The sequence below is a fragment of the Actinomyces johnsonii genome (genome assembly GCF_006546835.1).
GTDB classification, from domain to species: Bacteria; Actinomycetota; Actinomycetes; order Actinomycetales; family Actinomycetaceae; genus Actinomyces; species Actinomyces johnsonii.
On the sequence record NZ_VICB01000023.1, the window covers coordinates 1 to 25,406 of the forward strand.

Here is a 25,406-nt window from a genome sequence, read left to right on the forward strand (position 1 = left end):
AACACCACCTGACCCCACCGTGTCCGTACGCGCAGGATGTCTCCGCCCGTGCCGACAAGGACGAGTTGTGGACACGATGCAGCGGGCCGACTCGCGGGTCGTCCTGAGGAGCGGCGGTCTCGCAGGAAGGCGCCGTCGATGGGAGGATCGGCCCGTGACCAAAGCCGTGAATGACACTGCGACTGACGCTGTGACCGACGCTATGACCGACATCGAGTTTCACTCTGCCTACGACCAGGGCTTCGCCCGCGTCGCCGCCGTCACCCTGCCCGTGGTGCCCGTCGACCCGGCCGCCAACGCCGCTGCCATCATCGAGCAGGCCCGGTCTCTGGGCGACGACGGCGTTTGCCTGGCCGCCTTCCCCGAGCTGTGTCTGACCGGCTACGCCATCGACGACCTCCTCCTGTCCGATGTGCTTCTGTCCGACGTCCTCGCCGCCATTGAGACCCTGCGCGCCGCCAGCACCGACCTCCTGCCTGCCCTCGTCGTCGGTGCGCCCGTGCGCCTGGGCGATCGTCTCTACAACTGCGCCCTGGTCATCCAGGGCGGGCGCGTGCGCGGCGTCGCCCCCAAGTCCTACCTGCCCACCTACCGGGAGTTCTACGAGAAACGGCACTTCGCCCCCGGCGACGCCCTGCCCGCCGGGGTGGAGACCATTGAGCTGCCCGGCGTGTGCAACGGCTCCAACGACTCTGGTTCCGATGCCGCTGCTGTACCCGGCAGGCCGGCATCCCGGGTCCCCTTCGGGCCCAATCTCCTGTTCGAGGTCGACGATGTCCCCGGCCTGACCTTCCACGTCGAGGTCTGCGAGGACATGTGGGTGCCCGTCCCGCCCTCGTCGCTTGCGGCTCTGGCCGGGGCGACGGTCCTGGTCAACATCTCCGGCTCTCCCATCACCGTGGGGCGGGCCGAGGACCGCGAGCTGTTGGCCCGATCGTCGTCGGCCCGGGGCCTGGCCGCCTATGTCTACGCCGCCGCCGGGCAGGGCGAATCCTCCACGGACCTGGCCTGGGACGGCCAGACCCTCGTCTACGAGAACGGCGAGCTGCTCGGATCCACCGAGCGCTTCCCGGACGGGCCGCGCGCCACGGTCGTCGACGTCGACGTCGAGGGCATGCGCGCCGAGCGCCTGCGCCAGGGGACCTTCGCCGATAACGCCCGCACCCTGAGCTCCTCGGTCGCAGGCTCCCCAGCCGCGGCCACCACCTTCACCGACCCGGCGGCCTTCCGGCGGATCAGGATCGGCGGCGCCGAGCTGACGGCCCCGCGCACGGACATCGGCCTGCGCCGCCGCGTGGACCGCTTCCCGTTCGTGCCCGACGACCCGGCCCGCCTCGCTCAGGACTGCTACGAGGCCTACAACATCCAGGTGGCCGCCCTGGTCCAGCGCCTGGGGGCCATCGGCAACCCCAAGATCGTCATCGGCGTCAGCGGCGGCCTGGACTCGACCCACGCCCTCATCGTCGCCGCCCGCGCCATGGACCGCTTGGGCCGACCGCGCTCGGACATCCATGCCATCACCATGCCCGGCTTCGCCACGAGCGCCGGCACGCGCCGCAACGCCGAGGACCTCGCCGTCGGCCTGGGCTGCACCTTCGAGGAGCTCGACATCCGGGCGACGGCCACCCAGATGCTCACCGAGATGGGCCACCCCTACGGCGAGTACGCCCGCACCGGCGACCTCCCCGACGGCATCAGTGAGCGGGACCTCTACGACGTCACCTTCGAGAACGTTCAGGCGGGCCTGCGCACCGACTTCCTCTTCCGCATCGCCAACCACCGCGGCGGCATCGTCCTGGGCACGGGCGACCTCTCCGAGCTGGCCCTGGGCTGGTGCACCTTCGGGGTGGGCGACCAGATGGCCCACTACGGCGTCAACGCCGGTATTCCCAAGACCCTCATCCAGCACCTCATCCGTTGGGTGGTCGCCGAGCGCCTGTTCGACGACGTCGTCGGGCGCACGCTGCTGTCCATCCTGGACACCGAGATCAGCCCCGAGCTGGTCCCGGCCGGAGCCGGTGGTGCCATCCAGTCCACCCAGGCCAAGATCGGGCCCTACGCCCTGCAGGACTTCACCCTGTGGCACGTGCTGCGCCGAGGGGCGCGTCCCAGTCGCATCGCCTTCCTGGCGCACCAGGCCTGGTCGGACGCTACTGCCGGGGATTGGCCCGAGGGCCTGCCCCAGGCGGAGCGGGTCGCCTACGATCTTTCCGAGATCCGCCACTGGCTCGAGCTGTTCCACCGACGTTTCTTCACCAACCAGTTCAAGCGCTCGACCCTGCCTAATGGCCCCAAGGTGGTGGCCGGCGGCTCGTTGTCGCCTCGCGGGGACTGGCGCATGCCCTCCGATGCCGCGGCGACTGCCTGGCTCGCAGAGCTCGAGCGCAACGTGCCGCGTACGTGACGCCGCTGACGGAACGGGGACTATCGTCCTATGATGTGATATAAAACACAATCAACCGGTTTCCGCATTCCGTGTTCGACCTTGATTAAATAAAAACGCGTATTTACGCCGCACAATCGAGGTTTGCATATGCTAACGCGTGTTAGCAATGTCGGTTTTGTGGGTTTCTGTGTGAAACTGGTGGGCGTCTACGTGGTGGTGATCACGTCGATCGTCCCTATCGTCGCCATGTCACACACGTCGCTGTTGCCCGGGCCTCACGGAATCCTCGGCGGCAGCCCGGATGGAAAAGGTTCCCGCCCATGGCTTCCCTGGTCATAGCCGCTCACGGACACCTGGCTGAAGGCCTCGTTGCCTCCTCCGCGATGATCGTCGGCCCCAGTGACGACGTCGTCGCCGTCACCTTTGACCCCTCCGAGGGGCCCGACGACCTGCTGGCGAAGTACACCGCCGCGGTCGAGGCGTCCCCCAGTCAGGAGCACCTCATCCTCGTCGACCTCTTCGGCGGCAGCCCATATAACGCTGCCGCCCGTTTCGCCGCGGGCCGCGATGACGCCGATGTCGTCACCGGTGTCAACCTGCCCATGGTCATCGAGGTCCTGTCCCGTCGCCTCGCTGGCGCCGGGCTCGCCGAGCTCGTAGAGGCCGCCCGGACGTCCGCCACCGACGGCGTCAAAGTCCTCTCCGAGGTCTTCACCCCAGCACCCACCACCACTTCTGACGATGAAGGAGACGAGCTCTGATGGATGTCAAGCTCCTGCGTATCGATTCCCGCCTGGTCCACGGACAGGTCGCCAACAACTGGGCCGGATCCCTTGGAGCCGAGGCCATCCTCGCCGTCTCCGACGGCGCCGCTAACGACGAGCTGCGCAAGACCCTCATGCTGCAGACCGGAGGCGGCAAGGTGAAGGTCCACGTGTTGGGCGTGGAGAAGGCCGCCCGCGTCTACAAGAACCCCAAGTACGAGGCACTCAAGGCCGTCATCGTCGTCGAGACCCCGGCCGACATCGTGCGTCTGCTCGACCTGGGCGTGGAGGCCAAGGAGGTCAATGTCGGCGGAATGACCTTCAAGCAGGGCACCAGCCAGGTCTCCCAGGCTGTCTACGCCGGCCCCGAGGATGTCGCGGCCTTCAAGGAGATCGACTCGCGCGGCATCAAGCAGTACATCCAGCAGGTGCCCTCCACCGCGAGCTCCGACCTCATGGGGGCTCTCAAGGACAAGGGGCTGCTCTGAGGGCCCGCGTTCTCTGACGCGCCTGCGTCCCCTCCCCGAGTATCCCTCTGACACTTCCCATCCCGCCCCTTCGGTGGCGGGAGTAGGAGGGGTGTCCTGTCAAACCTCACGTGAGAGAGACATACCGTGCAAGACATCAACCTGATCCAGATCATTCTGGTCACGCTCGTGGCATTCGTCGCGGGTATGGCCAGTGTCCTGGACGAGCGGCAGTTCCACCGCCCGCTCGTCGCCTGCACCCTGACCGGTATCGCCATGGGCAACCCCACCGTCGGCATCATGGTCGGTGGGTCCCTGGAGCTCCTCGCCCTGGGCTGGATGAACGTCGGCGCCGCCATGGCTCCCGACTCCGCCCTGGCCTCCACGGTCTCCACCGTCATCGCCGTCGCCTCGGTGGGTGACGCCTCCTCCACCAAGGGCGCCATCGCTGCCGCCATTGGCGTTGCCGTCCCGCTGGCCGTCGCCGGACAGGCCCTGACCATCTTCGTGCGAACGATTGCCATCTTCTTCGCCCACCAGGCGGATCGATATGCCGAGCAGGCCAACTACCGCGGCATCGCCGTCATGCACTTCACGGCTCTGGGCCTTCAGGGTCTGCGTGTGGCCATCCCGACTGCCGTTGTGGCGGCTTTGGCCTCTGGTGACACGGTGAAGCATGCTCTCGAGATGATCCCGAAGGTCATCACCAACGGGCTCAACATCGCCGGTGGCTTCATCGTCGTGGTCGGTTACGCCATGGTCATCAACATGATGAAGGCGCGCAAGCTCATGCCCTTCTTTTTCCTGGGCTTCATCTTCGCCACCTTCGCCACCACCTACGGCGGCAAGGCCACGATCGGAGACCACAGCAAGGGCATCGCCAAGTGGGTCATCGACCTCGCCCCCAACGGCGCCACCCTCGTGGCCCTGGGCATTCTGGGGGCCTGCCTGGCTGTCATCTACGTCCAGCTCAACCCCGAGTTCCATGACTCCGTGCGCCTGCCCGCCGCCGCCTCGCCCGCAGCCGGTGGCGGCTCCAGCAGCGACCTGGACGACGACCTCGACGACGAGCTCGACTGAGCCGGAAGGAAGACTCTGATGACTACTGAAACCGCTCCGGCGACGTCGGAGAAGATGCTCACCACCCGCGACCTGCGTCGGATGTACTGGCGCTCCACCTTCCTGCTCGGCTCCTTCAACTTCGAGCGCATGCAGGCTATGGGCTTCTGCTACACGCTCATGCCGGCTATCCGGAAGGTCTACCGCGGTGACAAGGCCGCTGAGGCCGCCGCCCTCAAGCGGCACCTGGAGTTCTACAACACCCAGCCCTGGGTCTCCTCGGTCGTCTTCGGCGTCACCGCCGCCATGGAGGAGCAGAAGGCCAAGGGCGAGGATATCTCCGAGGAGACGATCACTTCGGTCAAGGTCGGCCTCATGGGGCCGCTGGCCGGTGTCGGCGACCCCATCTTCTGGGGGACCGCCCGCCCCGTCCTGGCGGCCTTGGGTGCCTCCCTGGCCCTCAACGGATCGATCGTCGGCCCGCTGCTGTTCTTCGTCGGCATCAACATCCTGCGCGTTCTTACCCGCTGGTACGGCCTGAAGTTCGGCTACGAGCGCGGCACCGAGATGGTCACCGAGGTCGGCGGCGGCCAGCTCAAGAAGATCACCCAGATGGCCGCCATCATGGGTCTATTCGTCATGGGCGCCCTGGTCTCCAAGTGGACCACCATCAAGTTCCCGGCGGTGGTCTCCACGGTGAAGAACGACGACGGGATCGTCACCGACACCACCGTTCAGTCCATTCTCGACCAACTGTTGCCAGGCCTGGCGGCGCTGGGACTCACCTTCCTGTGCATGTGGCTGCTCAACAAGAAGATCAACGCCCTGTGGATCATCATGGGCATGTTCGCCGTCGGCATCGCAGGAGCCGCCACCGGCTTCCTGGGACTCTGACGCCGTAGAGGACTAGCCGCGAGCTGGCCCCAATCCGCCTCGGAGCGGGGAGGGTTCCGGAGGACTTGCTTCCGGTCCCCTCCCCGCTCCGCGCGCTCGGTAGAATGCGCGGGGCTCCTGCCGGATTTCCCAGCACGCCATTAGTGCCCCATTGTGACCGTCCGACGCCGTCTCCCAGCTCTCTGCCACTCTCCCCGACCGCTAGCGCCCTCCGCCCCCTCCAGCAGCAAGGAACCAGCGTGACCCGACTCCTCGTCACCGACCTGGACGCCACCATTGTCTTCGATCGCTCCGTCTCCCCGGCCGACCGCGAGGCCATGGCCCGCTGGCGGAGCGCCGGCAACCTCCTGGCCATCGACACCGGCAAGTCCTCCTTCGCCACCCGCGACGTCCTTGCGCCCCTGGGCGTCGATTTCGACTACGGCGTTGTCTTCACCGGAGCGGTCCTCATCGACGGCGACTATCAGGTCCTCTCGGCCCGCTACCTGCCCGACGGCGTCGCCCGCGACGTGGCCATACGCACCGTCGACCTGCCGGGGGTGACCACCTACGTCACCACCATCGAGACCGATTACATCCTGGCTGACAACAACGACGAGATCTCTCCGATCCTGGCGGTCTTCGAGAACATGACCCTGGAGGAGATGGACTCCCACCGTTTCATTGGCGTACCCCTGCGCGTCACGGACGATGCCCTGCGCACGCGTCTCCAGGAGGAGATCTCCCGGTGCTGGGAGGGTGTCCTGGACTGCCACCGCAACCAGGAGTTCCTCGACTTCGTGCCCGCCGGCGCCACCAAGGGCGCGGGCCTGCGAGCCCTCCTGGGCGGGCCCCTGTCGGGGCGGGAGGTCGAGGTGTGGACCATCGGCGACTCCTGGAACGACCTGGACATGCACGCCGTCGCCGACCACGCCGTCGCCCTGCCCTGGTCCCCGCCGGAGGTCACGGCCACCTGCGAGACGACCGTGGGCTCCATGGCCGAGCTCATCGACACGATCCTGGAAGGCGACCACGCATGAGTGAGAACGGTAAGGTCGAGGGCAAGAAGCCGCTCGGCACCCGGGTACGCGACTGGTTCAGTGGCGGAGACCCCGACGGGCCCGCCAAGATCCGCACCTGGGCCACCGGGGATGACGGGCGCTGGCGCGGCTACACCCACTCCATGGGCAAGTACGTCACCTGGCTCATGGTCATCGCCTGCGTCCTCTACCCCTTCACCCGGGGGATCGGTTCGATCTTGGCCCTCATCGTGGCCATCTTCCTCATGGGCGGACGGGTCATGATCGAGCGCCAGGTGCGCCGCGATGTCTCCGACCTGGAGGAGGCCAAGAAGCAGTACGGACTCACCCGCAACCCCGAGTACCTGCAATTCATGATCCTGCGCGCCGAGGGCCTGCTCGAGGACAACAAGATCCTCACCCCCGACTCCCGCTCGCTCCTGGAGAACTATGCGCAGTGGGCCCGCGAGCGCCAGCAACGTGAGGACAAGAAGCAGGCCAAGAAGGCCCGCAAGGCGGAGAAGAAGGCTCGCCGCAAGTCCGCAGACCAGGAGACTGAGTCTGCTGACGTGGCCGCCACGGATGAGGAGAATGAGTCTGCCGATGCCTCCTAGGTGGCTCCCCGACGCCTCCGAGACCGCCGAAACCCGGCAGCACCCCAACTGAAAGGACTCCCTATGCCACGCAGGCTCATCTCCACCGACCTGGATGGCACCATCGTCTTCAACGGGACGATTCCGCTGCGCGACCGCGAGGCCATGGCCCGGTGGCGGGCTGCGGGCAACCTTCTGGTCATCAATACGGGCAGGTCGGTCTCGGCGCTGGAGCACGTCGTGGTGCCTATGGGCCTGGAGTTCGACAATGCCATCCTCTACACGGGCGCCGTCATTGTGGACGAGGACATCAGGGTGCGCCGTTCGACGGCCCTGCCGCCCGGCGTCGTCGAGGACATCCTCGATTTCGTCGAAGGGGCTCCGGGCGTCGCCGTGTTCACAACCGGGTTGGACGAGGATCTGCTCATCTACGACACGATCGGCTCCGGATCCGATCTGCTCACCCTGTTCCGCCCGGCGACCCGGCGCGACCTGGACGGGCGCGAGGTCATCGGCGTGCCGATGCGCTTCACCGACCCGGAGATGGCCTCCCGCACCGAGACCTACCTGCGCCGGCGCTGGGACGGGCAGGCGGTGGGATTCCGCAACCAGGACTTCATCGACGTCGTTTCCGCCTCCGCCTCCAAGGGTGCGGGCCTCAGGCAGCTGGTGGCGAGCCTCAGCGAACCGCCTGCCCAGGACCCTGCCGGTGACGTTGCCAGTGACTCCGCCGGCGTTTCAGAACCGGCCGAGCCCATTGAGACCTGGTCCATCGGGGACTCCTGGAACGACATCACCATGCACCAGGCCGCCGACCACGCCTACGCCCTACCGTGGTCGCCGCCGGAGGTGGTGGAGCAGTGCGATGGCACGGTCTCCAGCCTGGCCGACCTCATCGACTCCCTCATGGGACGACCGACCGCCTAGGCCCCGCACATCGACAAAATCTTCACAAATGACGCGGAGCCGTGTCGTCTGTGAAGATTTTGTCGAAGTGTGGTGGTGGGAAGGGGCCGTGGGGGCCGCTCAGGCCTGGGCATAGCGGTAGACGTTGGTCTCCCGCAGCTCGAAGCCGGCGCGGCGGTAGAGGCGGTTGGCGGCCTCGCGTGAAGGACGCGAGGTGAGGTCCACGGTACGTGCCCCCATCTTCCCGGCGTACTCGACGGCGGCCTCCACGAGGGCCTGGCCGGCGCCCTGGCCGCGGGCCTCGCTGTCGACGACGACGTCCTCCACCCAGGCGCGCAGGCCCGTGGGGATCGTGAAGGTCGCCAGCGTGAGCATGCCTAGGATCGGGGCGTTCCGGCCGGCGTCGGCCTCGGGGCGGAAGACGAAGAGGAAGACCCCCTCCTGGGCGATGAAGGCCTCGCACTGCTCGGCGCTCAGCGCCGGGGCGCTGCGGGAGAGCTGCGGGATGAGGCGCTCCATGGCCTCGACGATCTCCGGGCTGGAGGCGGTGACGAGCTCGACGGTCATGAGGAGTTCTCCTGCTGGTTGAAAAGAGGCGGCGGACCGAGACGGGGCACCCCCGCAACGGCTTCCTGTCAGCCTAGGAGCCTACCGCCTTGAGGAGCTCTGGGTGGTGAAGCGGCCCCACCGGCCGGAAGATTCGTATCGGACGCCCTGCGTCGCGGTCAGGTCGAGGCGCCGATGGTCTTGACTGTGGGATCCATGACGGCGGCCTCCACCAGCGCGGTGCCGCTGGTCAGATCCCGCAATCGCAGCACGTAGGGGTGATCTACCGTGAACTCGATCGGCTTGTCCGGCTCTGGCGCCGCCATGACCGCCACCTCGCCCTCGCTCAGGGCTGCCGCAACCGTGCCCTCCTCGTCCAGGATGAGGCGCACCTGCTGGACCACGTGCGCCAGCGTGAGCCCGGGCGCGATCTTGTCCAGGCCCTCGGGCTTGAGCCCCTGCTCCTTCAGGAATTCGAGGAGCTCTTTGGGCTGGGAGGTGAGGTCCAGCTTGGGCAGGGCCAGTTTGACCTCTCGGGTTGTGGCGGAGTCGAGCGCGTCCGATGCTGCCGCCCAGGTCCCGGCGTCCATGGAAGAGGGCAGGTTCCCGGAGTCGGGCAGGACGACGTCGAGGGCGAGCTGGGAGTCCTCGGGGGAACCGTCGGCGTTACTCCCCCCGCCGGAGTAGTTCAGGCGCACGGCCGCCCAGCCCTGCCCGGTGGTGTAGGGGATGGAACGGGTGTCGTGCATCAGATCGGCCTTGATGGTCTTGCCGTCGGCGAGCGCGAAGTTCTTCGGTGACGTGTCCTCGGCCTTGAAGGGAGAGGCCCATTGGGCTGCGAAGAGCAGGGCGTTCTGCACCACCAGACGGGTGTCGCTCGTGACATTGATGCCGCTTTTCGGGATGAGGCCGGCCGTGTTGCGCGAGGCCCAGGCGTCGAGGTTCTTCTGCATCGAGTTCACGTTGATCTGCTCGATTTCGGCGGAGAACCAGCGCAGGACCGTATCGAGGTAGGACTGCTTGACTTGGAGGTCCTTCCTCTCGGCGATGAGGACGTGGTTGGCCAGGTGGACGAGCGGCTTGTCCGGGATCTTGTCGGGGTCGAAGCCCTTGAGGTCGCGGTCGTAGCGGTTCAGGGAGTTCTGGATGGCCGACCAGGCGCGGTCCCTCTCCTCGTCCGAGAGTCCCAGAAGCGCGTCATAGCCCTGGGCGGCGGCGTCCGTGGCACCATCGGCCAGGATCGCCATGACGAAGGCGAGGCTGAGCGGGGAGGCCATCGCCGTGGTATCCGCAGCCTCCTTGAGGTAGTGGGCCAGGAGCCGACCGCCGAGCTGGTCGCAGGCGGAGGCCGCAGTGGTCACCTGCGAGGCGACCTCGGAGGGTGCCACCGTCTCATGAGCGGTCTTGGAGGTCAGCGCCTTCCCGGATGCCGACGAGCACGACCCCAGCAGTGCCGCGACCGCGGGGACGAGTGCGGCCAGCGTCAGCAGGTGACGGCGGGACGGACCGTGATGGTCGAACTCGGGCGGGTTCGCGGGCGGGAACGGGGCCATAGGGACAGGCTAGGGATGTCTCCGGGGGCTGTCAGGGCATTGGTGGCGACACGGCATGGGGAAACATCCCCGATCGCGCGCCGGCTTACTGCCGACCAGCTGCCTTCCGAGCATCGTCCTACCGTTATCCACGACCGTGCGATCGACAGGGCTCGGCCGGATCCACTGTGATGCGTCGCCCCGCCTGAATCGGCCGCCCCGGACGTCGGTCGCGAGTAGGCTTCCGACTAAGGTCCTACGATGGGCCCGCAGGTGCTGACACATCTTCCCGCGTCCTGCCTCCGCCCCCAGGAAGGTTACTCATGGTCGAGTCCGCCGCTCCCGTCGAGCACGTCTTCGCCGCCGACGAGCTCTTCTTCTCCACCACGGACTCCCACGGTCGCATCCGCCGCGCCAACTCCACCTTCATGCGCCTGTCCGGCTATCCACGCGGCGCCCTGGTGGGACGTGCCCACAACGTCGTCCGGCACGCGGACATGCCCGCGGGCCTGTTCCGCAGCATCTGGGAAGCCATCGAGGAGGGATGGGCCGCCAGCGCCTACATCACCAACCGCTCCTCCGACGACGGCCGCTACCGCGTTTTCGCCACGATCGTTCCCTCCGGATCCGGCTACCTGTCCGTGCGCACGCTGCCGATGCTCACCGACCTGCGCGACGACGTCGAGGCCGCCTACGCCCGGGTCCGCGAGGTCGAGGAGGCCTCGGCCGCGGCCGGCTCGACGCGCCGGGAGGCGGCCGCGGCGGGGCAGGCCGCCCTCCTGGCCGAACTGCGGGCCCTGGGCTACGCCGACACCATCGACTTCACCCGCCGGGTGCTGGTCGCCGAGGTCGGCGAGCTCCTGGCCCACGGTGTCGGCATCCCCGACAGTCCGCAGGCCAGCGGCCCCGTTGCCCGGATCCTGGCCGCCATGAGCCGTATCGAGTCCGAGACCGCCGGGCTCGTCAGCATCCTCAAGGAGGGGCAGCGGCTCGTCGACCTCCTGGGGAAGCGGGCCGGTGAGATCGGGGCCCTCTCGGTCCGCCTGGGCGCCCTGCGCGAGGCCATGCGGGCCGTCAGCGCGGATGTCGCGGTCCTCGGGCAGGGACAGCGGGCCGACGACGTCGCCGAGCGCTGTCAGCAGGTCGACGCCCTGGTTCTGGAGTGCTGCGAGCAGCTTCACCCGCTGCGCAGTCAGATCGAGGAGCTGCGCGGAGACCTGGACTCGGCAAGCTTCCGCGTCGCCCTGGCCCGCCTGCACAACCTGGCGGCCGGGCTCTTCGCCCTCCAGATCATCGAGGGTGAGGACGAGGTTGACGCCTACGACGCCGTCGGCAGCCTCAAGGAGCTGTGCACGGCGCTGGGCGACGGCGCCGACGCCCTGACCGAGCGCGTGGCCCTCCTGGATGCGCGCCGCGAGCTAGTGGGCGGCGAGCTGGACCTCGTGGCCGAGGACCTCGGCGTCATTCAGGGCCCAATCCTGGAACTGATGGAGGCGGCCGCGGCCGCCGGCGCCGGGCGGGCCGACTCCGTGGCCGCCGCGCGCGCTCTGGTCGACCAGGGCTTCGCCGAGGCCCGGGATCTGGCCGACCTGGCCGTGCGTGTGCGCGATCTGGAGGTCCCCTACGAGGCCGAAGCCATCAACACCTGCCTGGCCGACGTGCGCGCCGCCCTGGACGAGCTCGAGTAGCCGGCTGCCACAGCCCCCTCGGGGCGCGTCGACGCGAGCTAGCTGCGGACCAGCTCGACGAGCACCTCGGCGTGGTCGGTGTGAGGGAACATGTCGAACAGGCGGGCCCGCACCACGCGCATCGAGGGCAGGTGTGCCAGATCCGCCGTCAATGTGCGGGGGTTGCAGGAGGAGTAGAGCACGCGTTCCACACCTGAGGCCTCGATCCGAGTGGCCAGCTGCTCCCCGATCCCGCGTCGGGGCGGGTTGACTACGAGCAGGTCCGGCCGCTCCACCCCGGACACCCCCGAGGCGCTGCCGCCCGGTGCGGCCGGGTCCAGGACGCGGGCGTCACCGGCCTCGAAGCGCACGAGCGCAGGATCCAGCCCCATGAGGGCGGCGGCATCGCGCGCCCCGGTGATGGCCGGGGCCGAGACCTCCACCCCCAGGATCCGGCGGCCGGGCGCGGCCAGGGCCAGGGCGAATCCTCCGACGCCGCAGAACAGGTCCCATACCCGGGCCGGCTCGGACTCCCGGGCCCAGGCTCGGGCGGTGGCGTAGAGCGCCTCGGCCACCGCCGTATTCGTCTGGAAGAAGGAACGGGTGGGCAGGTAGAGCGGCAGCTCGACGTCGTCGGGGTGCCGCTGCCCGGACGGGGCGCCCGATTCCGACGACGGCAGACTCAGTCGCATGAGGAGCCGGTCCTCAGCGGTCAGGACGATCTCCTCGGGGCCCTCGATGACCGCCTGATGGATGCCCTGGATATTGACTCCGACCACCGCCAGTTGAGGCAGGCGGCGGCGCAAGTCGGTCATCGCAGCGCGCAGCTGGTCCAGGTGGCGCCGGGAACGTAGAACGAAACGCACCATGAGGTCGTCGTCGGGCGAGGCGGTCACCAGGACGTGCTTGAGCTCGCCGCGGCGCGCGGGCACGTCGTAGGGGCGCAGGTCCAGGTCGGTGATGAGATCTGCCAGGACCGGCAGGGCCGCCCCGATCGCCGGCACGTGCAGCGGGCAGGTGCGCAGGTCGACACCGTGGCCGGTGCCGTCGAGGATTCCCAAAGTGGGGCGGGCGGCGGTCCCGGCCACCGCCATCTTCGCCTTGTTGCGGAAGTGCTCCGGAGCACTTCCGACCGGCGGTTCCCATCGGTCGGCGGGGACGTGCTCGGCCAGCAGGGAGGAGACGCGCGACTGCTTGGCGGCCAGCTGGCTTAGCGGCGGCAGGGACAGGTGAGGGCAGGAGCGGCAGGTACCGGAGTCGTGGAGCGCGCACGGCGGCGCCTGCGGCGCGATCACCGACATGTCCCCTCCCGGTGGTGAGCTCGATGCCGGTCCGCGAGACGATGGCGGCGTCAGGACCTGGACGGCTGCGGCCGATGAGTGGAGCCGCTTGTCGGACTCGAACCGACGACCTGCTGTTTACAAGACAGCTGCTCTACCAACTGAGCTAAAGCGGCGTACGGCCGGCGAGGCGGCCGCAGGTGCGGGGGATAGTCTGGCACAGACCGACCCGGGGCGGGAAACCGACGAGTGCGAGCCTGCTCCGGTGTCGGGAGGAATCGTACGGGACCCGTGCGAGACGTGCGTTCGGCTCAGCCCTGCTCCGCCGTGCCCTCCTCGGCCCCTTGCTGCTCAGCGGGCTGCTCGGCCGGTTGTTCGGCCGGCTGCTGGGAGGGCTGCTGGGAAGGTTGCGCCGTCGGCGTGGTGCCGGTGACGAGCTCGGTCAGGGCCGTCGACGACTGCAGCTTGTTCAGGTCGACTTTCTCACCCTTGAAGAAGACGGACGGGGTGGCCTGGAGGCCCCTGTCGGCGAAGGCCTTGTCTCCGAGTGCGACCCAGTTCTTGTACTTGTTGGAGTCGATGGCGGCCTTGAATTTGGCGGATACCTCGGCGGGAACATTCACCTTGTTGGCGGCGGCGACCAGACCCTCGACGCTCATGTTGCTCTGGTTCTTGGTCTGTATGAACTGGGAGAAGATCTCGAAGGCGGCGCCGTGGAAGCTCAGCGATTGCGCCGGGGCCTCGTCGAGCACCACGCCCATGGCGTTCATGACCACGCTGGTCCACTCCTGGTCGAGGAGCTTGCAGGGGTGAAGGGCCAGGGTGATCTTCTTATCGCTCAGGAGCTGGTTGATCTCCTGGGTGTGAGTGCCCTCGAACTGGGCGCAGTGCGAGCAGGAGTAGTCGAAGTAGATGTCCAGAACGGGCGCGGAGGCGGTAATGGTGTCGAGTTTGTTGCCCTCCCCGTAGGTCCAGGAGGCGTCTGCCAGGACCTGCTTGGGGACACCGCTCTGGTCCGCCTTCTTGGTGGCCAGGCCCTTGCCCGCGGCCGGGAACTCCTTCTTGTTCCGGTTGACCGCCAGATAACCCAGGTAGCCCAGGCCGCCGGCCGCGGCCACTCCCGCGCCTCCGATGAAGCTGCGGCGGGCGATCGTGTTGCGGCGCGCACGGCGGGCCTCTGCCTCTCGCAGCTCCTTGGCCTTGAGACGTGCGGCCTCACGGCGCTGGGCCTTGGACGGGCGGGGCTGGTTAGTGGACAACTCGGTGCTCCTTGTGGTGCGTGGGCAAGCGGACGACGAAGAAGATGAATCATCAACGAGTCATAGCCATATCAGTGTCATTCTGCCCGACGAACCTGTTGGAAACCACGCCTGACGTCTGCCGCCAGCGGATTGTGACGCATCGGTCGTTGCGGGGCCGGTCCGGCCCTGAGCGCCCCGCTGCCGCGTCGGCCTGAGGGGCTTAGAAGGGGCTGAGAGAGGGGGAAGGAGCCAATCCCATGGCGCACAGGACGAAGGTGAAGAGGCCGATGAGCATGAGGCTCGTGCAGATGCTGTTTCGGCGCAGGGGATTGGTCGCGATCATGTTGGCGATGTGCGCCCCTCCGCGACGCGTGGGAGCCCCCCAGGGGATCAGCCACAGGGTCAGGAGATAAAGGGCTTCGGTCGACATGAAGAGCAAGGAGAGCGTGCTGGTGACGGTTACGGAGTAGGTGGTATCCGTGGTGATATCGACGAAGTTCCGGCCCACGAGATAGAAGTAGAGCATGCTCACGCTAAAGGCGAGGAGAGCGGCGAAACCAGTTGAGAACAGCGAGCGCAGCAGGTACCACGGCGTCGCCGCCCACATGAGAGAGGTGTCGGCCGGCGAGGTGGAGCCGCGCTGAAGCCGGTTCCAGCGCCGGGCGTCCTGGGCCCGGCCGACGGTGCCGGCCACCAGGGTCAGAATTGAGGCGAGGATGGCGGTCCACCCCGGTCTTATGATCCCCACGGTGGACAGCGTGAACCCGAGGATCAGGAGCATCAGCGGGCGCCGCTGCGGCTCCTGCGCCCACTCGGGCAGCTCTCCGGCGCGGGCGGGGACAGCCGAACGCTGAGCCCGAACCGGTTGGGCGCCGGTCATCATCGGCCCCGTCATCGCCCCTGCCGCTGGGCGGGCGGCGACCTGGGAGTAGCCGGGTTGAGCCGTCGTCGGGTGGTACCCCGAGTAGGGGAACATCGGTACCTGCCCGGATGGCGCGGGCCGTGGATAGGCCCCCGACGACGCCATGGGAGCGGGGCTTCCGACTCCGTACTGCATCGACTGCGCCGGGCCCGTCGGCATCGGGGAGCCGTTCCGGTACCACGACCGCGGTGGAATGGCGGGCGGGGGCTGAACCGAAGCGGCCGAGGACGCCGACGGCGCCGTCATGTAGCCGTATCCGCCGTCAGCGGCGGAGCCCGCCGAGACGGGGCTGCCGTAGGCGGCCGGAGAGGCCGAGGACGCACTGCCGGCGCTCTGCTGAATGCCGTAGCCGGTCGGAGCGATGCCGTAGCCCGGGATGTAGGTGCTCGTATTCGTCTCCGACTCGGCCGATTCGTCATCGGCCTCCGCCTCTTCCCCCTCCGCGCCCAGGAGCCGGTCGACGGCCTCCTGACCGGTGCCGCCCTCGGCGATCTCATCGAGCACCTCCAGCAGGCCATCCGGGCCCAGTCGGTTCTCGACCTCCGGGGCGAGCGCCGCTGTGAAGGCCCGCGCCAGGGCCGGGTTCTCCTGTTCCAGGTCACCCAGTTCCGGGGTGCCCGCGTAGACGCGGCGGAAGACCACCTGCCACGCCCCTGAACCGAAGGGCGCCAGTCCGGTGACGGTGAACAGGAGCACGCCCGCGCAGGCGTACCAGTCGACGTCGGGGGTCGGTTCCCCGCCGTCGAGCATCTCCGGGGGAATGAAACCGGGCGTACCGGTGACCTGACCGGTCTGAGTGAGCCGGACGTCGTCGGCCACCTGGGCGATGCCGAAGTCGATAAGAACCGGGCCCTGGGCGCTGAGCATGACGTTGGAGGGCTTGAGGTCGCGGTGGATGACGCCGGCGGAGTGGACCGCGCGCAGCGAGTCGACCAGTCCGTGAGCCAGATCGGCCAGGTCTCGGGCGTCGGTGGTCAGGTCGTAGACGCCCTCGTGCTCCACCTCGTGCTGGAGGGTGGGGCCCTCGACGAGCTCGGTGATGACGAAGGTGATGCCCAGGGAGCCGTCCCCGGTCTCGATGTCCAGGATGCGGGCCACGCGCGTGTCCCTCACCCGGGCTAGGACGCTGGCCTCGCGGTCCAGGCGGCGCCGGGCCGTGGGGTCCGCGGCGATCTGGGGATGGAGGATCTTCATGGCCACGTGGCGGCCGCCCTCGTCGGCGGCCTCCCACACCACGCCCATTCCTCCGGCGCCCAGACGACGCAGAAGCCGGTAACCCCCCACCAGGGTTCCAGCGCGCAATTTGCTCAGGGTGACCGGTTCGCCCGGGTGCGCGTCGATGTTCTGCGTCATGGTCCCCACAGTACCGGGCTGTTTCAGCTCGTGGGTGCCCCTCACCTGTGGGGCTGTTCGCCCGACTGTGGGCCATATCGCGGGGAAAAGCCAGCGCTGGCGCCTATTCCCGGCGGTCGGGCGGCCCGCTGTCGGTGGAGGGGATGGGGAGGTCTACACCGACCGGAGTGTCGATACGGGCGGGCGAGCGGCATCGGGGGCGATGGGTGGGCGCGTCGGTCGACGCCGGCACCTCCCCGGCCGGCCGGCCGAGGTTCTGTCGGGGTTTCGTCGACCAGGTGGCGTCCTTTCGTCGCCATTTCCGGAAAAGATCACCCTGAAAGATTGCTATGAATCGCTGGCCAAACCGTGAAGGGTGTGTCAGTATGAACCCGTCCACGGTCGAATGACCGACCGCGGTACGTGTCAATGCGGACACGCATCGGCACCTTTCACGACGGATCGTCCGGCACGTACCTGCCGGTGAAGGGAAGCACCACCCATGGCAACTGTTACTTTCGAGAACGCCACGCGAATTTACCCGGGCAATGACCGCCCCAGTGTTGACGCTCTCAACCTCGAGATCGCCGATGGCGAGTTTCTCGTGCTCGTTGGCCCCTCCGGCTGCGGTAAGTCCACCTCTCTGCGCATGCTCGCGGGCCTGGAGGACGTCAACGCCGGTCGCATCCTCATTGGTGACCGCGACGTCACCGACGTTCAGCCCAAGGACCGTGACATCGCCATGGTCTTCCAGAACTACGCGCTCTACCCGCACATGACCGTCCACGACAACATGGGCTTCGCCCTGAAGATCGCGGGCACCCCCAAGGCCGAGATCGACAAGCGCGTGCGCGAAGCAGCCAAGATCCTGGGTCTGACTGAGTACCTGGACCGCAAGCCCAAGGCGCTCTCCGGAGGTCAGCGTCAGCGTGTGGCCATGGGCCGCGCCATCGTGCGCAAGCCCAAGGTCTTCCTCATGGACGAGCCGCTGTCCAACCTGGACGCCAAGCTCCGTGTCCAGACCCGCACCCAGATCGCCTCGCTCCAGCGCTCGCTGGGCGTTACTACGGTCTACGTCACCCACGACCAGACCGAGGCCCTCACCATGGGCGACCGCATCGCGGTCCTCAAGGACGGCGTGCTCCAGCAGGTCGGGACTCCGCGTGAGATGTACGACCACCCCGCCAACGAGTTCGTCGCCGGCTTCATCGGATCGCCGGCCATGAACCTGGGGCAGTTCACGGTCAAGGGCGACGTCGCCACCGTCGGCGCTGCCAAGATCCAGCTGTCCAAGGCGACTCTGGACGCCATCACCTCTGAGGACGGCGGCAAGGTGACCATCGGGTTCCGGCCCGAGTCGCTCGACGTCGTCTCCGCCCAGGACGAGCACTCCATCCCGGTGCGCCTGTCCTTCGTCGAGGAGCTGGGCTCCGACGCCTACATCTACGGCGAGCTCGTGGGTGCTGAGGAATCCGAGGCCAAGCTCGGCTCCGGTGAGGACTCCAGCCAGATCATTGTGCGCGTGCCCCCGCGTACCGCCCCCGAGCCGGGTGAGACCGTCTACGTGCGGATCCGCCCCGGTCAGGAGCACATCTTCTCCGCCTCCACAGGCAAGCGCCTGCCTTCCTGAGAATGCTGACGATGACGGCGCCGTTCCCCTCTGCGGGGCGGCGCCGCCGTCGTTCTCATCGAGGCGGGGGTCGGACCCGTTGGGGGGATCGGATTGAGTGCAGTGTGCGGCCGGGGAGTGGGACCGCGTCGTCGTCGGACGGCCCGGATGCGACTACCGTGCGGTAAGATCCGGATCCTCCTCGAGGCCCCTGAAGGGTGTGGGCCGCAGCTCACGCCTTGAACGGCGAAGAGGCCTCTGTCCTGGAAGAATGAAGATATGCCCCAGTCCATGAAGATCACGGCAGCGACGATCGACCCGGCGCTGCTTGACCTCCCTTGGGAGACGGCGTTGGAGGAGTGGCCCGCCGAGGTCCTCGCCGCGCTGCCCCGCGGTCTATCCCGCCACATCGTGCGCTTCGTCAACCTCTCCGAGCGCGTGATCGCGGTCAAGGAGATCGGCGAGTCCGTGGCGCATCGCGAGTACGAGCTCCTGCGCGACCTGGTGCGGCTGGGGGCGCCCTGCGTGCAGCCGACGGCGGTTATCACCGGCCGGCGCAGCTTGAGCGGTGAGGAACTCAACTCGGTGCTCATCACCGAGCACCTGTCCTACTCCCTGCCCTACAGGGCCCTGTTCAGCCAGTACATGCGTCCCGAGACCGCGACTCGCCTCATCGACGCCCTCGCCGTCCTCCTGGTGCGCCTGCACCTGCTGGGTTTCTACTGGGGGGACGTGTCCCTGTCCAATACCCTCTTCCGCCGCGATGCCGGTGCCTTCGCCGCCTATCTCGTGGACGCCGAGACCGGTGAGCTCCACACTGAGGGGCTCACCGAGGGCAAGCGCCTCTACGACATCGATATCGCCCGCACCAATATCATCGGCGAACTCATGGACCTGCAGGCCGGTGCCCTACTGGAACCGAGCGTGGACACCATCGAGGTCGGGGACCGGATCGTCAGCCGCTACACCGAGCTGTGGGAGGTCCTCACCGCCGAGGAGTCCTTCTCCATGGACGAGCGCTGGCGCCTGCGCCGCCGGGTCCAGAGGCTCAACGAGATGGGCTACGACGTCGCCGAGCTGACCATGAACACCGACTCCCAGGGCCGGCACATCACCATCCAGCCCAAAGTCGTCGACGCCGGCCACTACCACCGGCAGATCATGCGGCTGACCGGACTGGACGTTCAGGAGCGCCAGGGCCAGCGCATGCTCAACGACCTGGAGGCCTACCGGGCCATGTCCGGGCGCAGCGACGACCCCATCGAAATCGTGGCCCACGCCTGGCTGGCGGAGGTCTTCGAGCCCACCATCCACTCGGTCCCCATCGAGATGCGCCGCAAGCTCGAACCGGCGGAGATCTTCCACGAGATCCTCGAGCACCGCTGGTACATGTCCGAGGCGCAGAACCGCTACGTCACCACCCAGGAAGCGGTGGATGACTACGTGGCCACGGTGCTGCCCCAGCACCGCGACGAGCGGGCCTACCTCGGGGTAGGGGACACCCAAGAGATGGAGGCGGTCTCCTTCGACGACGTTGAGGAGCCGCTGCCCGACGACGACGCCGAATTCGCGGCCCGCGACGAGCAGACGCTGGCCGACTACGAGGCCAACCCCTACGGATTCACCGCCGGCATGAAGTTCAAGGGGGAGTAAAGGGGACGCCGGTAGGGCGCCGGGTTGGTGCGGGCGTTGTCCACAACCGTGCGAGCCCTCGCCTTCTACCTTCCGGCCCGCCTACGGCAGTGCAGGTTCGGAGTTCGAGCCTCGGGCTACGAACGCGCGTCCGGGGCCATGATGGTGCCCGTGCGGTTGATAGCCTGGCTCTCGGGAAACTGGGGCGATAAGAAGGGCTGCTTGAGAGACATGACCGGGGACAGTCCCGATTTTCACGCCCTGCCGGGGGCGACACCGGAGAACAGCGCCTTCATCGACCTGCACTTCGACCCCTCCGTATCGCCCCTGCTGAACATGACGGTGCCCTTCACGATCAACGGCCGGCAGTTCCGCCTGTCTCCGGGCCAATCCACCAAGATAGCCGTCCCGCCGGGGCTGGCGCAGGTTGTCCTTGCGCCGAACTTCGGCCGGCTATTCTACGATTCGATGCCACGACTCGACTTCGTGGTGCATACCGGCCAGACGGTGCCGGTGTTCTATCGGTACTCCACTTTCAGGCGCAACCCGGGATCGCTGACTTTCCAGAAGCTCGAGGGACGCTCGCCCTCCGAGCAGAGAACTATCGACGAAATGAAGTACATAGTCGTCGTTGCTCTTGGCATGGTGGTGGCGGCGCTGGCGATCTCGTTCGCTTTGTCGCTCTGGTCCTGAACCGTCTGGGAATGTGGGAACCGGTTGACTCCGGGTGCTTCTCGGCGGGTCGCCCTCGCGTGGTCCTCAGGCGCCGAGCTCCTCGGCGACCAGGGCCATCTCCTCATCGGCGCGGCGGCGCAGCTCGCGGTGACGCGTCCAGGAGGCCAGCGACACCTCGGTGATGGCGTCCACCAGCAGGAAGGCGCCCACTGCCGCTATCCCGCCCGGAAGGCTCCCGGTCGAGCGGCGACGGCGCACAGCGGCCCCCAGCAGTGCGCCACCCAGACCCGCCTCCACGAGCGCGGCGCCTCGCACCGCCCAGGGTTTGTCCGTCACGGTGCGCACATAGCCCTGCCAGAAGGCCGAACCTGGGGTGGAGGGATCGGCCAGCAGCAGGCCCACGCTGCGGCCCACGGCGTTGGACAGCCCGCGCGGCTCATGCACGACGACGCCGGGAACCTCCACCGGGGCCAGACGGCCGGTGAGGACCTCCAGCACCCAATCGGGCAGGCCCAGAGCCTGAAGCATGGCGGCGAAACCATCGACGCCGGGCTGGACGATGGCGGCGGTCGCGGCCTCCAGGTCCGCACCCGGCACGGCGTCAACGATCCCCGAGGCGTCGGTCAGGTCCGCCAGGAGCTCGTCGACCAGGGACTTCAGGGCAGGTCCGGGCTCCTCGACCCCGCCCCACACGTAGCGCGACGTCATCCCCCAGGAGAAGACGGCGTCGTCCTCGGGGTCTCCGGTGGGGATGGCGCGGATCGACATGTCCTCGGCGTCAGAGGTCAGCACCAGCGCCGGCAGGGACTCCTCGTCCCAGCCGAAGGTACCCAGGTCCGTGCCCTCACCGGAGTACATGACGATGCGGCGGTCCAGGCTCGGCGCCGAGGCCACCGCCAGCGGACGCTCCAGCAGCGTGGCCTGCAGGGGCACCATGTAGGCGCTCATCGGGGAGACCACCACGGTGTGGGCGCTGGCCGAGCCGTGGTGGGAGACCACGGGCAGCTCGACGTCGTCGGGCAGGGCGTTGAAGGTGGCCGGGCCCACGGCGACATCGGCGGTGAACTCCCGGGCCAGGGACTCCACGAGTTCACTGACGCGCGGCCCGGGCACGACGCCCCCGCGCGAGGGCGGTGTCACCGCGACCCGGCCCTCGACGTCGGTCATGAGGGTGAGGCTGAGCAGGTGGGTGGTGGCCGGGAACCACTCCAGGCGCACGACCACCCCGCGCGCGGCGAAGGCGTCGGCGACGGCCTCCGGCGTCGTGCCCGGCGCGATGAGTACGCCGTCGGTGCGGTTCCAGCGCTGCGAAGCGTCCTGAGCCATGGGGACCTCCTGTGGATCGGATGGGGCCCATTGTGTCAGCAACGGGGCCATCATGGGGGAGTGTTTCAGTGAAGCCGGGTGCTAACAGCCGAATCGGCCGGCTCAGGAGGCGCTTCCGGCGGCGGCCCGGCGCCGCAGACGGTCGACCTCGTAGAGACTAATGCCCGTGGCCACGGCGGCGTTGAGGGATTCCACGCTGCGGCTGATCGGCACCGATGCCAGCACGTCACAGGTTTCGCGCACCAGGCGGGACAGGCCCGCGCCCTCCGCGCCGGTGACCAGCACCAGGGGGGAATCGGCCAAGGTGAGATCCTCGATGTCGGTACTGCCCGCCCCGTCCAAGCCGACGACGAAGCAGCCCTCTTTCTTCAATTGCCCCAGGATGCGCACGAGGTTCGTCTCGCGGGCCACGCGCACCCGGGCGGCGGCGCCGGCGGAGACCTTCCAGACGGTGGCGTTGACGCCGACCGAGCGACGCTCGGGGATGATGACGCCGTCGGCACCGAAGGCGCCGGCGCTGCGCAGGACCGCGCCGAGGTTGTGGGGGTCGGTCACCTGGTCCAGGGCTACGAGCAGCGGCGTGCGGCCCAGCGAGCGGGCGCGCTCCAGCAGATCGCGGGCGGTGGTGTACTCGTAGGCCGGCACCTCAATGGCCACGCCCTGGTGGGCGGCGGAGTCGGTCAGGGCGTCCAGGTCCAGCTTGGTGGTCTCCAGCACCGGTGCGCCCAGCAGGGCGGCGCGGCGCACGACGGCGCCCAGGCGCTCATCGGACTGGGCGGAGACCGCCATGAAGACCCTCGTGATGGGCACCGAGGCGCGGGCGGCCTCGGCCACCGCGTTACGCCCGCACAGGATCTCGTGGCCCTCGGGCACCTCGAAGCGGCGCTTGAGCTTCTCGAGCTGCTTGGCCCGTGTGGGCTGGGCGGCGCGGGCCTCGGCCCGGGCCTTGGCCCGCGCCTTGGGATGGCCGACACGGTTCTCCGCGCGCGGGGTGGGTCCCCTGCCCTCCAGCCCCTTGCGACGCTGGCCGCCGGAGCCCTTCGTGGGGCCCTTCTTCGAGCCGGGGCGGCGCTTGGCGCCGGGGTACTGCTCGTTGCCGGGCATCCGGGCCTCCTGTTCGTGATGGTGTTGATATGCGTGCGGAGAAGAGAAGTATGCCGTGAGCCGGCGGACGGTGTAGCCGTCGGCGTGCGGGCTGGCGCTCAGGCCAGGTGCCAGCGGGCCCCCGAGGGGGAGTCCTCGACGACGACGCCGGCCCGGGTGAGCTTGTCCCGCAGGGCGTCGGCACGAGACCAGTCCTTGGCGGAGCGGGCCCGGGCCCGCTCGTCGAGGTCGTCCTGGATGAGCCGGTCGAGGGTCTCCATGGCGGCGCCGCCCTGGGAGGAGCCGACGCCGTCGAGCACGTGGGTGCGCCAGGGCTCGGCCAGCGGGTCCAGGCCCAGGACGTCGAGCTGGGCGCGCAGGTCCAGGGCCAAGCCGATCACAGCCCCGTGCGGGTCGGAGCCGACGTCCTCACCTCTGTCCGGGCTGGCCTCCGCATTAGCGAGGGCCACGTTGAGTGCCTTGAGGGTGGCGTGGACGACCGCCATGGCGCCGGCCAGGTTGAGGTCCTCGTCCATGGCGGCCGTGAACTCGGCCGGCAGCGGTCGGGTGCGCACCTGCTCAGCGGGGGCGTCGACGGGGTTCAGTCCTCCGTCGTCGGACGGGGCGCCGGAGAGCTCGTAGGCCCGCAGGATCGCACCGGACAGGCGCTCCCACAGGGCCTCGGCGTCGGCCAGGGTCTCCTCGGAGAACTCCACGGTGGAGCGGTGGTGGACGGTGCCCAGGGCAAGGCGCAGCACGGCGGCGTCATAGCGCTTAAGCAGCTCGGCCACCACCAGGGAGTTGCCCAGCGACTTGCTCATCTTCTCGCCCTTGATGGTCACCCAGGCGTTGTGGACCCAATGGCGTGCGAAGCCCCAGCCGGCGCCGTGGGACTGGGCCTGCTCGTTCTCGTGGTGCGGGAAGCGCAGGTCGATGCCGCCGCCGTGGATGTCGAAGGTCTCACCCAGGTAGCGGCGCGACATAGCCGAGCACTCCAGGTGCCAGCCGGGCCGGCCCCGGCCCCAGGGGGCGTCCCAGGCGGCGTCGGCCGGTTCGGAGGGCTTGGCTGCCTTCCACAGGGCGAAGTCGCGCGGGTCGTGCTTGTCGGCCTCGACGTCGTCGTCCAGCTGGGACTCGTCCTCGGTGGTGGCCAGGTCCTCCAGACGCTGGTTGGTGAGGGACCCGTAGCCGGGCAGCGAGCGCACGTCGTAGTAGACGTTGCCGGACTCGCCGATGTAGGCGTGGCCGGCGTCCAGCAGGCGCTGGACCAGGTCGATCATCTCGGGGATGTGGCCGGTGGCGCGAGGCTCATAGGTGGGGGCCGCCACGCCCAGAGCCCGGTAGGCGGCGTCGAACTCCCGCTCGAAGCGCTGAGCCCAGGCCCACCACGGCACCGGCGGCTCGGCCGCGGCCGACTTGATGAGGATCTTGTCGTCGATGTCCGTGACATTGCGGATGAGGCGGACCTCCTGACCGCCGCGCTCCAGCCAGCGGCGCAGGACGTCGAAGGCGATGCCGCTGCGCATATGGCCGATGTGGGGCGAGCCCTGGACAGTGGCACCGCACAGGTAGATCGTCACCAGGCCGGGTGTGGCCGTGGGGGCCAGCGGCAGGACCGCCCGGGCGGTGGAGTCATACAGGCGCAGAGCCGGTTCACCGGGTGCGCTTACGGGCGCCGAGGGCGCCGGGGTCGACGTCGGGGACTGTGAGGCGGCGGACTTCAAGGGCTCAGTGGGTGTGGTGCTCACGGAGACAGGCTACCTGGCCGCCTGCCTGCGGTGCCCATTGAATCTTTGCGTCCTCGTGCCCGACGGATCAATCGCGGCCGGCGTCCCAGGGCGTCGGGTAGACCAGGGCAGTGGCGATGGCGAGCAGTCCCTCGCCACGACCTGGAAAACCCAGATGGTCGGTGGTGGTCGCGGTGAAGGAAACCCGGGCTGAGGCGGCCTCCGACAGAGCTTGGGAGGCCTCGGCGGCGCGGGCGGCCACACGCGGGCGCTCGCCCACGAGCTGGACGGCGATATTGCCGATCTCGAAGCCGGCCTCACGCACGCGGCGGGCGGCCTCGCCCAGGAGGGCGGCCCCGGAGGCGCCCTTCCACTGCGGCTCGGCGGTGCCGAAGTTCGAGCCCATGTCGCCCAGGCCGGCGGCGGAGAACAGGGCGTCGCAGCAGGCGTGGGCGACGACGTCGCCGTCGGAGTGGCCGACCAGGCCCACCTCCCCGGGCCACTCCAGGCAGGCCAGGCGCATGGGGACGGCCGAGCCGTCCGAATCGGGGGCGGCGAAAGCGTGGACGTCGGTGCCGATGCCGGTGCGGGGCAAGTACTGGGCGATCTTGTCCAGCTCGATCGTGGCCGGGCCGGCGGCATGGCGCGCCCGGGAGCGGGGGGCGGGCGACGAGGCGGGGTCGTCGGCGGCGGCCGCGTGCCGGGAGACCCGGTGCGGAAGCTGTTCTGGCTGGTGATCAGACATGGGCCCGTGTCTACCAGATGGT

General features: G+C 68.6%; 21 protein-coding genes and 1 tRNA gene. 12 read left to right on the forward strand and 10 right to left on the reverse strand.

Annotated elements, in window-relative coordinates; all coding sequences use genetic code 11:
• Window positions 1-202: 202 nt before the first annotated feature.
• The 8 genes from FK256_RS12470 to FK256_RS12505 all read left to right on the forward strand — a co-directional run bounded on the left by FK256_RS12470 (window position 203) and on the right by FK256_RS12505 (window position 8,088).
• Window positions 203-2,404 carry an NAD(+) synthase gene (locus FK256_RS12470; protein WP_141425013.1) on the forward strand — a complete coding sequence of 734 codons (2,202 nt, stop codon included), beginning with the start codon at window positions 203-205 and terminating at the stop codon, window positions 2,402-2,404.
• 302 nt (window positions 2,405-2,706) lie between these two features.
• Window positions 2,707-3,147, forward strand: coding sequence for a PTS sugar transporter subunit IIA (locus FK256_RS12475; protein ID WP_009232502.1), 441 nt, complete (start codon window positions 2,707-2,709; stop codon window positions 3,145-3,147).
• On the forward strand, window positions 3,147-3,638 hold the full coding sequence (locus FK256_RS12480; RefSeq protein WP_021605906.1) for a PTS sugar transporter subunit IIB: 492 nt from the start codon (window positions 3,147-3,149) through the stop codon (window positions 3,636-3,638). The genes FK256_RS12475 and FK256_RS12480 overlap by 1 nt, the downstream gene beginning before the upstream one ends.
• A gap of 126 nt (window positions 3,639-3,764) precedes the next feature.
• Entirely contained in the window at window positions 3,765-4,697 is a 933-nt protein-coding gene (locus tag FK256_RS12485; protein WP_021605905.1) for a PTS mannose/fructose/sorbose transporter subunit IIC, read from the forward strand.
• 18 nt (window positions 4,698-4,715) lie between these two features.
• The gene (locus FK256_RS12490; RefSeq protein ID WP_021605904.1) at window positions 4,716-5,570 is read left to right on the forward strand and encodes a PTS system mannose/fructose/sorbose family transporter subunit IID; all 855 of its coding nucleotides are present in this window, start codon (window positions 4,716-4,718) and stop codon (window positions 5,568-5,570) included.
• Between the two features lie 239 nt (window positions 5,571-5,809).
• Complete coding sequence (locus FK256_RS12495; RefSeq protein ID WP_141424971.1) at window positions 5,810-6,589, forward strand: HAD-IIB family hydrolase; 780 nt, start codon at window positions 5,810-5,812, stop codon at window positions 6,587-6,589.
• Window positions 6,586-7,182 (forward strand): hypothetical protein, encoded by a 597-nt coding sequence (locus FK256_RS12500; protein WP_141424972.1) that lies wholly within the window; start codon window positions 6,586-6,588, stop codon window positions 7,180-7,182. Before FK256_RS12495 ends, FK256_RS12500 begins: the two co-directional genes overlap by 4 nt.
• A gap of 63 nt (window positions 7,183-7,245) precedes the next feature.
• Complete coding sequence (locus FK256_RS12505; protein ID WP_141424973.1) at window positions 7,246-8,088, forward strand: HAD-IIB family hydrolase; 843 nt, start codon at window positions 7,246-7,248, stop codon at window positions 8,086-8,088.
• 99 nt (window positions 8,089-8,187) lie between these two features.
• Here FK256_RS12505 and FK256_RS12510 read toward each other — a convergent pair whose 3' ends face one another.
• Both FK256_RS12510 and FK256_RS12515 read right to left on the reverse strand, forming a co-directional pair.
• A complete protein-coding gene (locus FK256_RS12510) occupies window positions 8,188-8,634 on the reverse strand; it encodes a GNAT family N-acetyltransferase (RefSeq protein ID WP_021605900.1) in 447 nt (148 codons plus the stop codon).
• Window positions 8,635-8,792: 158 nt separating this feature from the next.
• A complete protein-coding gene (locus tag FK256_RS12515) occupies window positions 8,793-10,166 on the reverse strand; it encodes a serpin family protein (RefSeq protein ID WP_141424974.1) in 1,374 nt (457 codons plus the stop codon).
• Between the two features lie 302 nt (window positions 10,167-10,468).
• Between FK256_RS12515 and FK256_RS12520 the strand changes: the two genes are divergently transcribed.
• Window positions 10,469-11,833 (forward strand): PAS domain-containing protein, encoded by a 1,365-nt coding sequence (locus FK256_RS12520; RefSeq protein WP_141424975.1) that lies wholly within the window; start codon window positions 10,469-10,471, stop codon window positions 11,831-11,833.
• A 38-nt stretch (window positions 11,834-11,871) separates the two neighbouring features.
• Here the strand turns inward: FK256_RS12520 and FK256_RS12525 are convergent, their stop codons facing one another.
• The 4 genes from FK256_RS12525 to FK256_RS12540 form a co-directional block, all read right to left on the reverse strand.
• The gene (locus tag FK256_RS12525) at window positions 11,872-13,113 is read right to left on the reverse strand and encodes a methyltransferase domain-containing protein (protein WP_009232492.1); all 1,242 of its coding nucleotides are present in this window, start codon (window positions 13,111-13,113) and stop codon (window positions 11,872-11,874) included.
• 79 nt (window positions 13,114-13,192) lie between these two features.
• A tRNA-Thr gene (locus FK256_RS12530) sits at window positions 13,193-13,268 on the reverse strand.
• A 135-nt stretch (window positions 13,269-13,403) separates the two neighbouring features.
• Entirely contained in the window at window positions 13,404-14,351 is a 948-nt protein-coding gene (locus FK256_RS12535; RefSeq protein ID WP_141424976.1) for a DsbA family protein, read from the reverse strand.
• Between the two features lie 202 nt (window positions 14,352-14,553).
• Window positions 14,554-16,608 carry a serine/threonine protein kinase gene (locus FK256_RS12540; RefSeq protein ID WP_039893289.1) on the reverse strand — a complete coding sequence of 685 codons (2,055 nt, stop codon included), beginning with the start codon at window positions 16,606-16,608 and terminating at the stop codon, window positions 14,554-14,556.
• Window positions 16,609-17,089: 481 nt separating this feature from the next.
• Between FK256_RS12540 and FK256_RS12545 the strand changes: the two genes are divergently transcribed.
• The 3 genes from FK256_RS12545 to FK256_RS12555 all read left to right on the forward strand — a co-directional run bounded on the left by FK256_RS12545 (window position 17,090) and on the right by FK256_RS12555 (window position 20,521).
• Window positions 17,090-18,217, forward strand: coding sequence for an ABC transporter ATP-binding protein (locus FK256_RS12545; protein ID WP_009232489.1), 1,128 nt, complete (start codon window positions 17,090-17,092; stop codon window positions 18,215-18,217).
• A 258-nt stretch (window positions 18,218-18,475) separates the two neighbouring features.
• Window positions 18,476-19,849, forward strand: coding sequence for a DUF4032 domain-containing protein (locus FK256_RS12550; RefSeq protein ID WP_141424977.1), 1,374 nt, complete (start codon window positions 18,476-18,478; stop codon window positions 19,847-19,849).
• 150 nt (window positions 19,850-19,999) lie between these two features.
• Window positions 20,000-20,521, forward strand: coding sequence for a hypothetical protein (locus FK256_RS12555; RefSeq protein ID WP_244936425.1), 522 nt, complete (start codon window positions 20,000-20,002; stop codon window positions 20,519-20,521).
• A 66-nt stretch (window positions 20,522-20,587) separates the two neighbouring features.
• On the opposite strand, the gene FK256_RS12560 is transcribed toward FK256_RS12555, so the two are convergent.
• The 4 genes from FK256_RS12560 to ispF all read right to left on the reverse strand — a co-directional run bounded on the left by FK256_RS12560 (window position 20,588) and on the right by ispF (window position 25,384).
• The gene (locus FK256_RS12560; protein WP_009232486.1) at window positions 20,588-21,829 is read right to left on the reverse strand and encodes a hypothetical protein; all 1,242 of its coding nucleotides are present in this window, start codon (window positions 21,827-21,829) and stop codon (window positions 20,588-20,590) included.
• 102 nt (window positions 21,830-21,931) lie between these two features.
• Window positions 21,932-22,933, reverse strand: coding sequence for a 23S rRNA (guanosine(2251)-2'-O)-methyltransferase RlmB (gene rlmB / locus FK256_RS12565; protein ID WP_009232485.1), 1,002 nt, complete (start codon window positions 22,931-22,933; stop codon window positions 21,932-21,934).
• Between the two features lie 98 nt (window positions 22,934-23,031).
• Entirely contained in the window at window positions 23,032-24,660 is a 1,629-nt protein-coding gene (gene cysS, locus FK256_RS12570) for a cysteine--tRNA ligase (RefSeq protein ID WP_141424978.1), read from the reverse strand.
• Window positions 24,661-24,727: 67 nt separating this feature from the next.
• Window positions 24,728-25,384, reverse strand: coding sequence for a 2-C-methyl-D-erythritol 2,4-cyclodiphosphate synthase (gene ispF, locus FK256_RS12575; RefSeq protein ID WP_244936427.1), 657 nt, complete (start codon window positions 25,382-25,384; stop codon window positions 24,728-24,730).
• Window positions 25,385-25,406: the final 22 nt, after the last annotated feature.

Bases quoted from the DNA above. Each gene is read 5' to 3' on its own strand.
- FK256_RS12470 (WP_141425013.1), top strand. From the start codon at position 203: ATGACCGACATCGAGTTTCACTCTGCCTACGACCAGGGCTTCGCCCGC.
- FK256_RS12475 (WP_009232502.1), top strand. From the start codon at position 2,707: ATGGCTTCCCTGGTCATAGCCGCTCACGGACACCTGGCTGAAGGCCTC.
- FK256_RS12480 (WP_021605906.1), top strand. From the start codon at position 3,147: ATGGATGTCAAGCTCCTGCGTATCGATTCCCGCCTGGTCCACGGACAG.
- FK256_RS12490 (WP_021605904.1), top strand. From the start codon at position 4,716: ATGACTACTGAAACCGCTCCGGCGACGTCGGAGAAGATGCTCACCACC.
- FK256_RS12500 (WP_141424972.1), top strand. From the start codon at position 6,586: ATGAGTGAGAACGGTAAGGTCGAGGGCAAGAAGCCGCTCGGCACCCGG.
- FK256_RS12505 (WP_141424973.1), top strand. From the start codon at position 7,246: ATGCCACGCAGGCTCATCTCCACCGACCTGGATGGCACCATCGTCTTC.
- FK256_RS12510 (WP_021605900.1), bottom strand. From the start codon at position 8,634: ATGACCGTCGAGCTCGTCACCGCCTCCAGCCCGGAGATCGTCGAGGCC.
- FK256_RS12515 (WP_141424974.1), bottom strand. From the start codon at position 10,166: ATGGCCCCGTTCCCGCCCGCGAACCCGCCCGAGTTCGACCATCACGGT.
- FK256_RS12520 (WP_141424975.1), top strand. From the start codon at position 10,469: ATGGTCGAGTCCGCCGCTCCCGTCGAGCACGTCTTCGCCGCCGACGAG.
- FK256_RS12525 (WP_009232492.1), bottom strand. From the start codon at position 13,113: ATGTCGGTGATCGCGCCGCAGGCGCCGCCGTGCGCGCTCCACGACTCC.
- FK256_RS12540 (WP_039893289.1), bottom strand. From the start codon at position 16,608: ATGACGCAGAACATCGACGCGCACCCGGGCGAACCGGTCACCCTGAGC.
- FK256_RS12545 (WP_009232489.1), top strand. From the start codon at position 17,090: ATGGCAACTGTTACTTTCGAGAACGCCACGCGAATTTACCCGGGCAAT.
- FK256_RS12550 (WP_141424977.1), top strand. From the start codon at position 18,476: ATGCCCCAGTCCATGAAGATCACGGCAGCGACGATCGACCCGGCGCTG.
- FK256_RS12560 (WP_009232486.1), bottom strand. From the start codon at position 21,829: ATGGCTCAGGACGCTTCGCAGCGCTGGAACCGCACCGACGGCGTACTC.
- rlmB (WP_009232485.1), bottom strand. From the start codon at position 22,933: ATGCCCGGCAACGAGCAGTACCCCGGCGCCAAGCGCCGCCCCGGCTCG.
- ispF (WP_244936427.1), bottom strand. From the start codon at position 25,384: ATGTCTGATCACCAGCCAGAACAGCTTCCGCACCGGGTCTCCCGGCAC.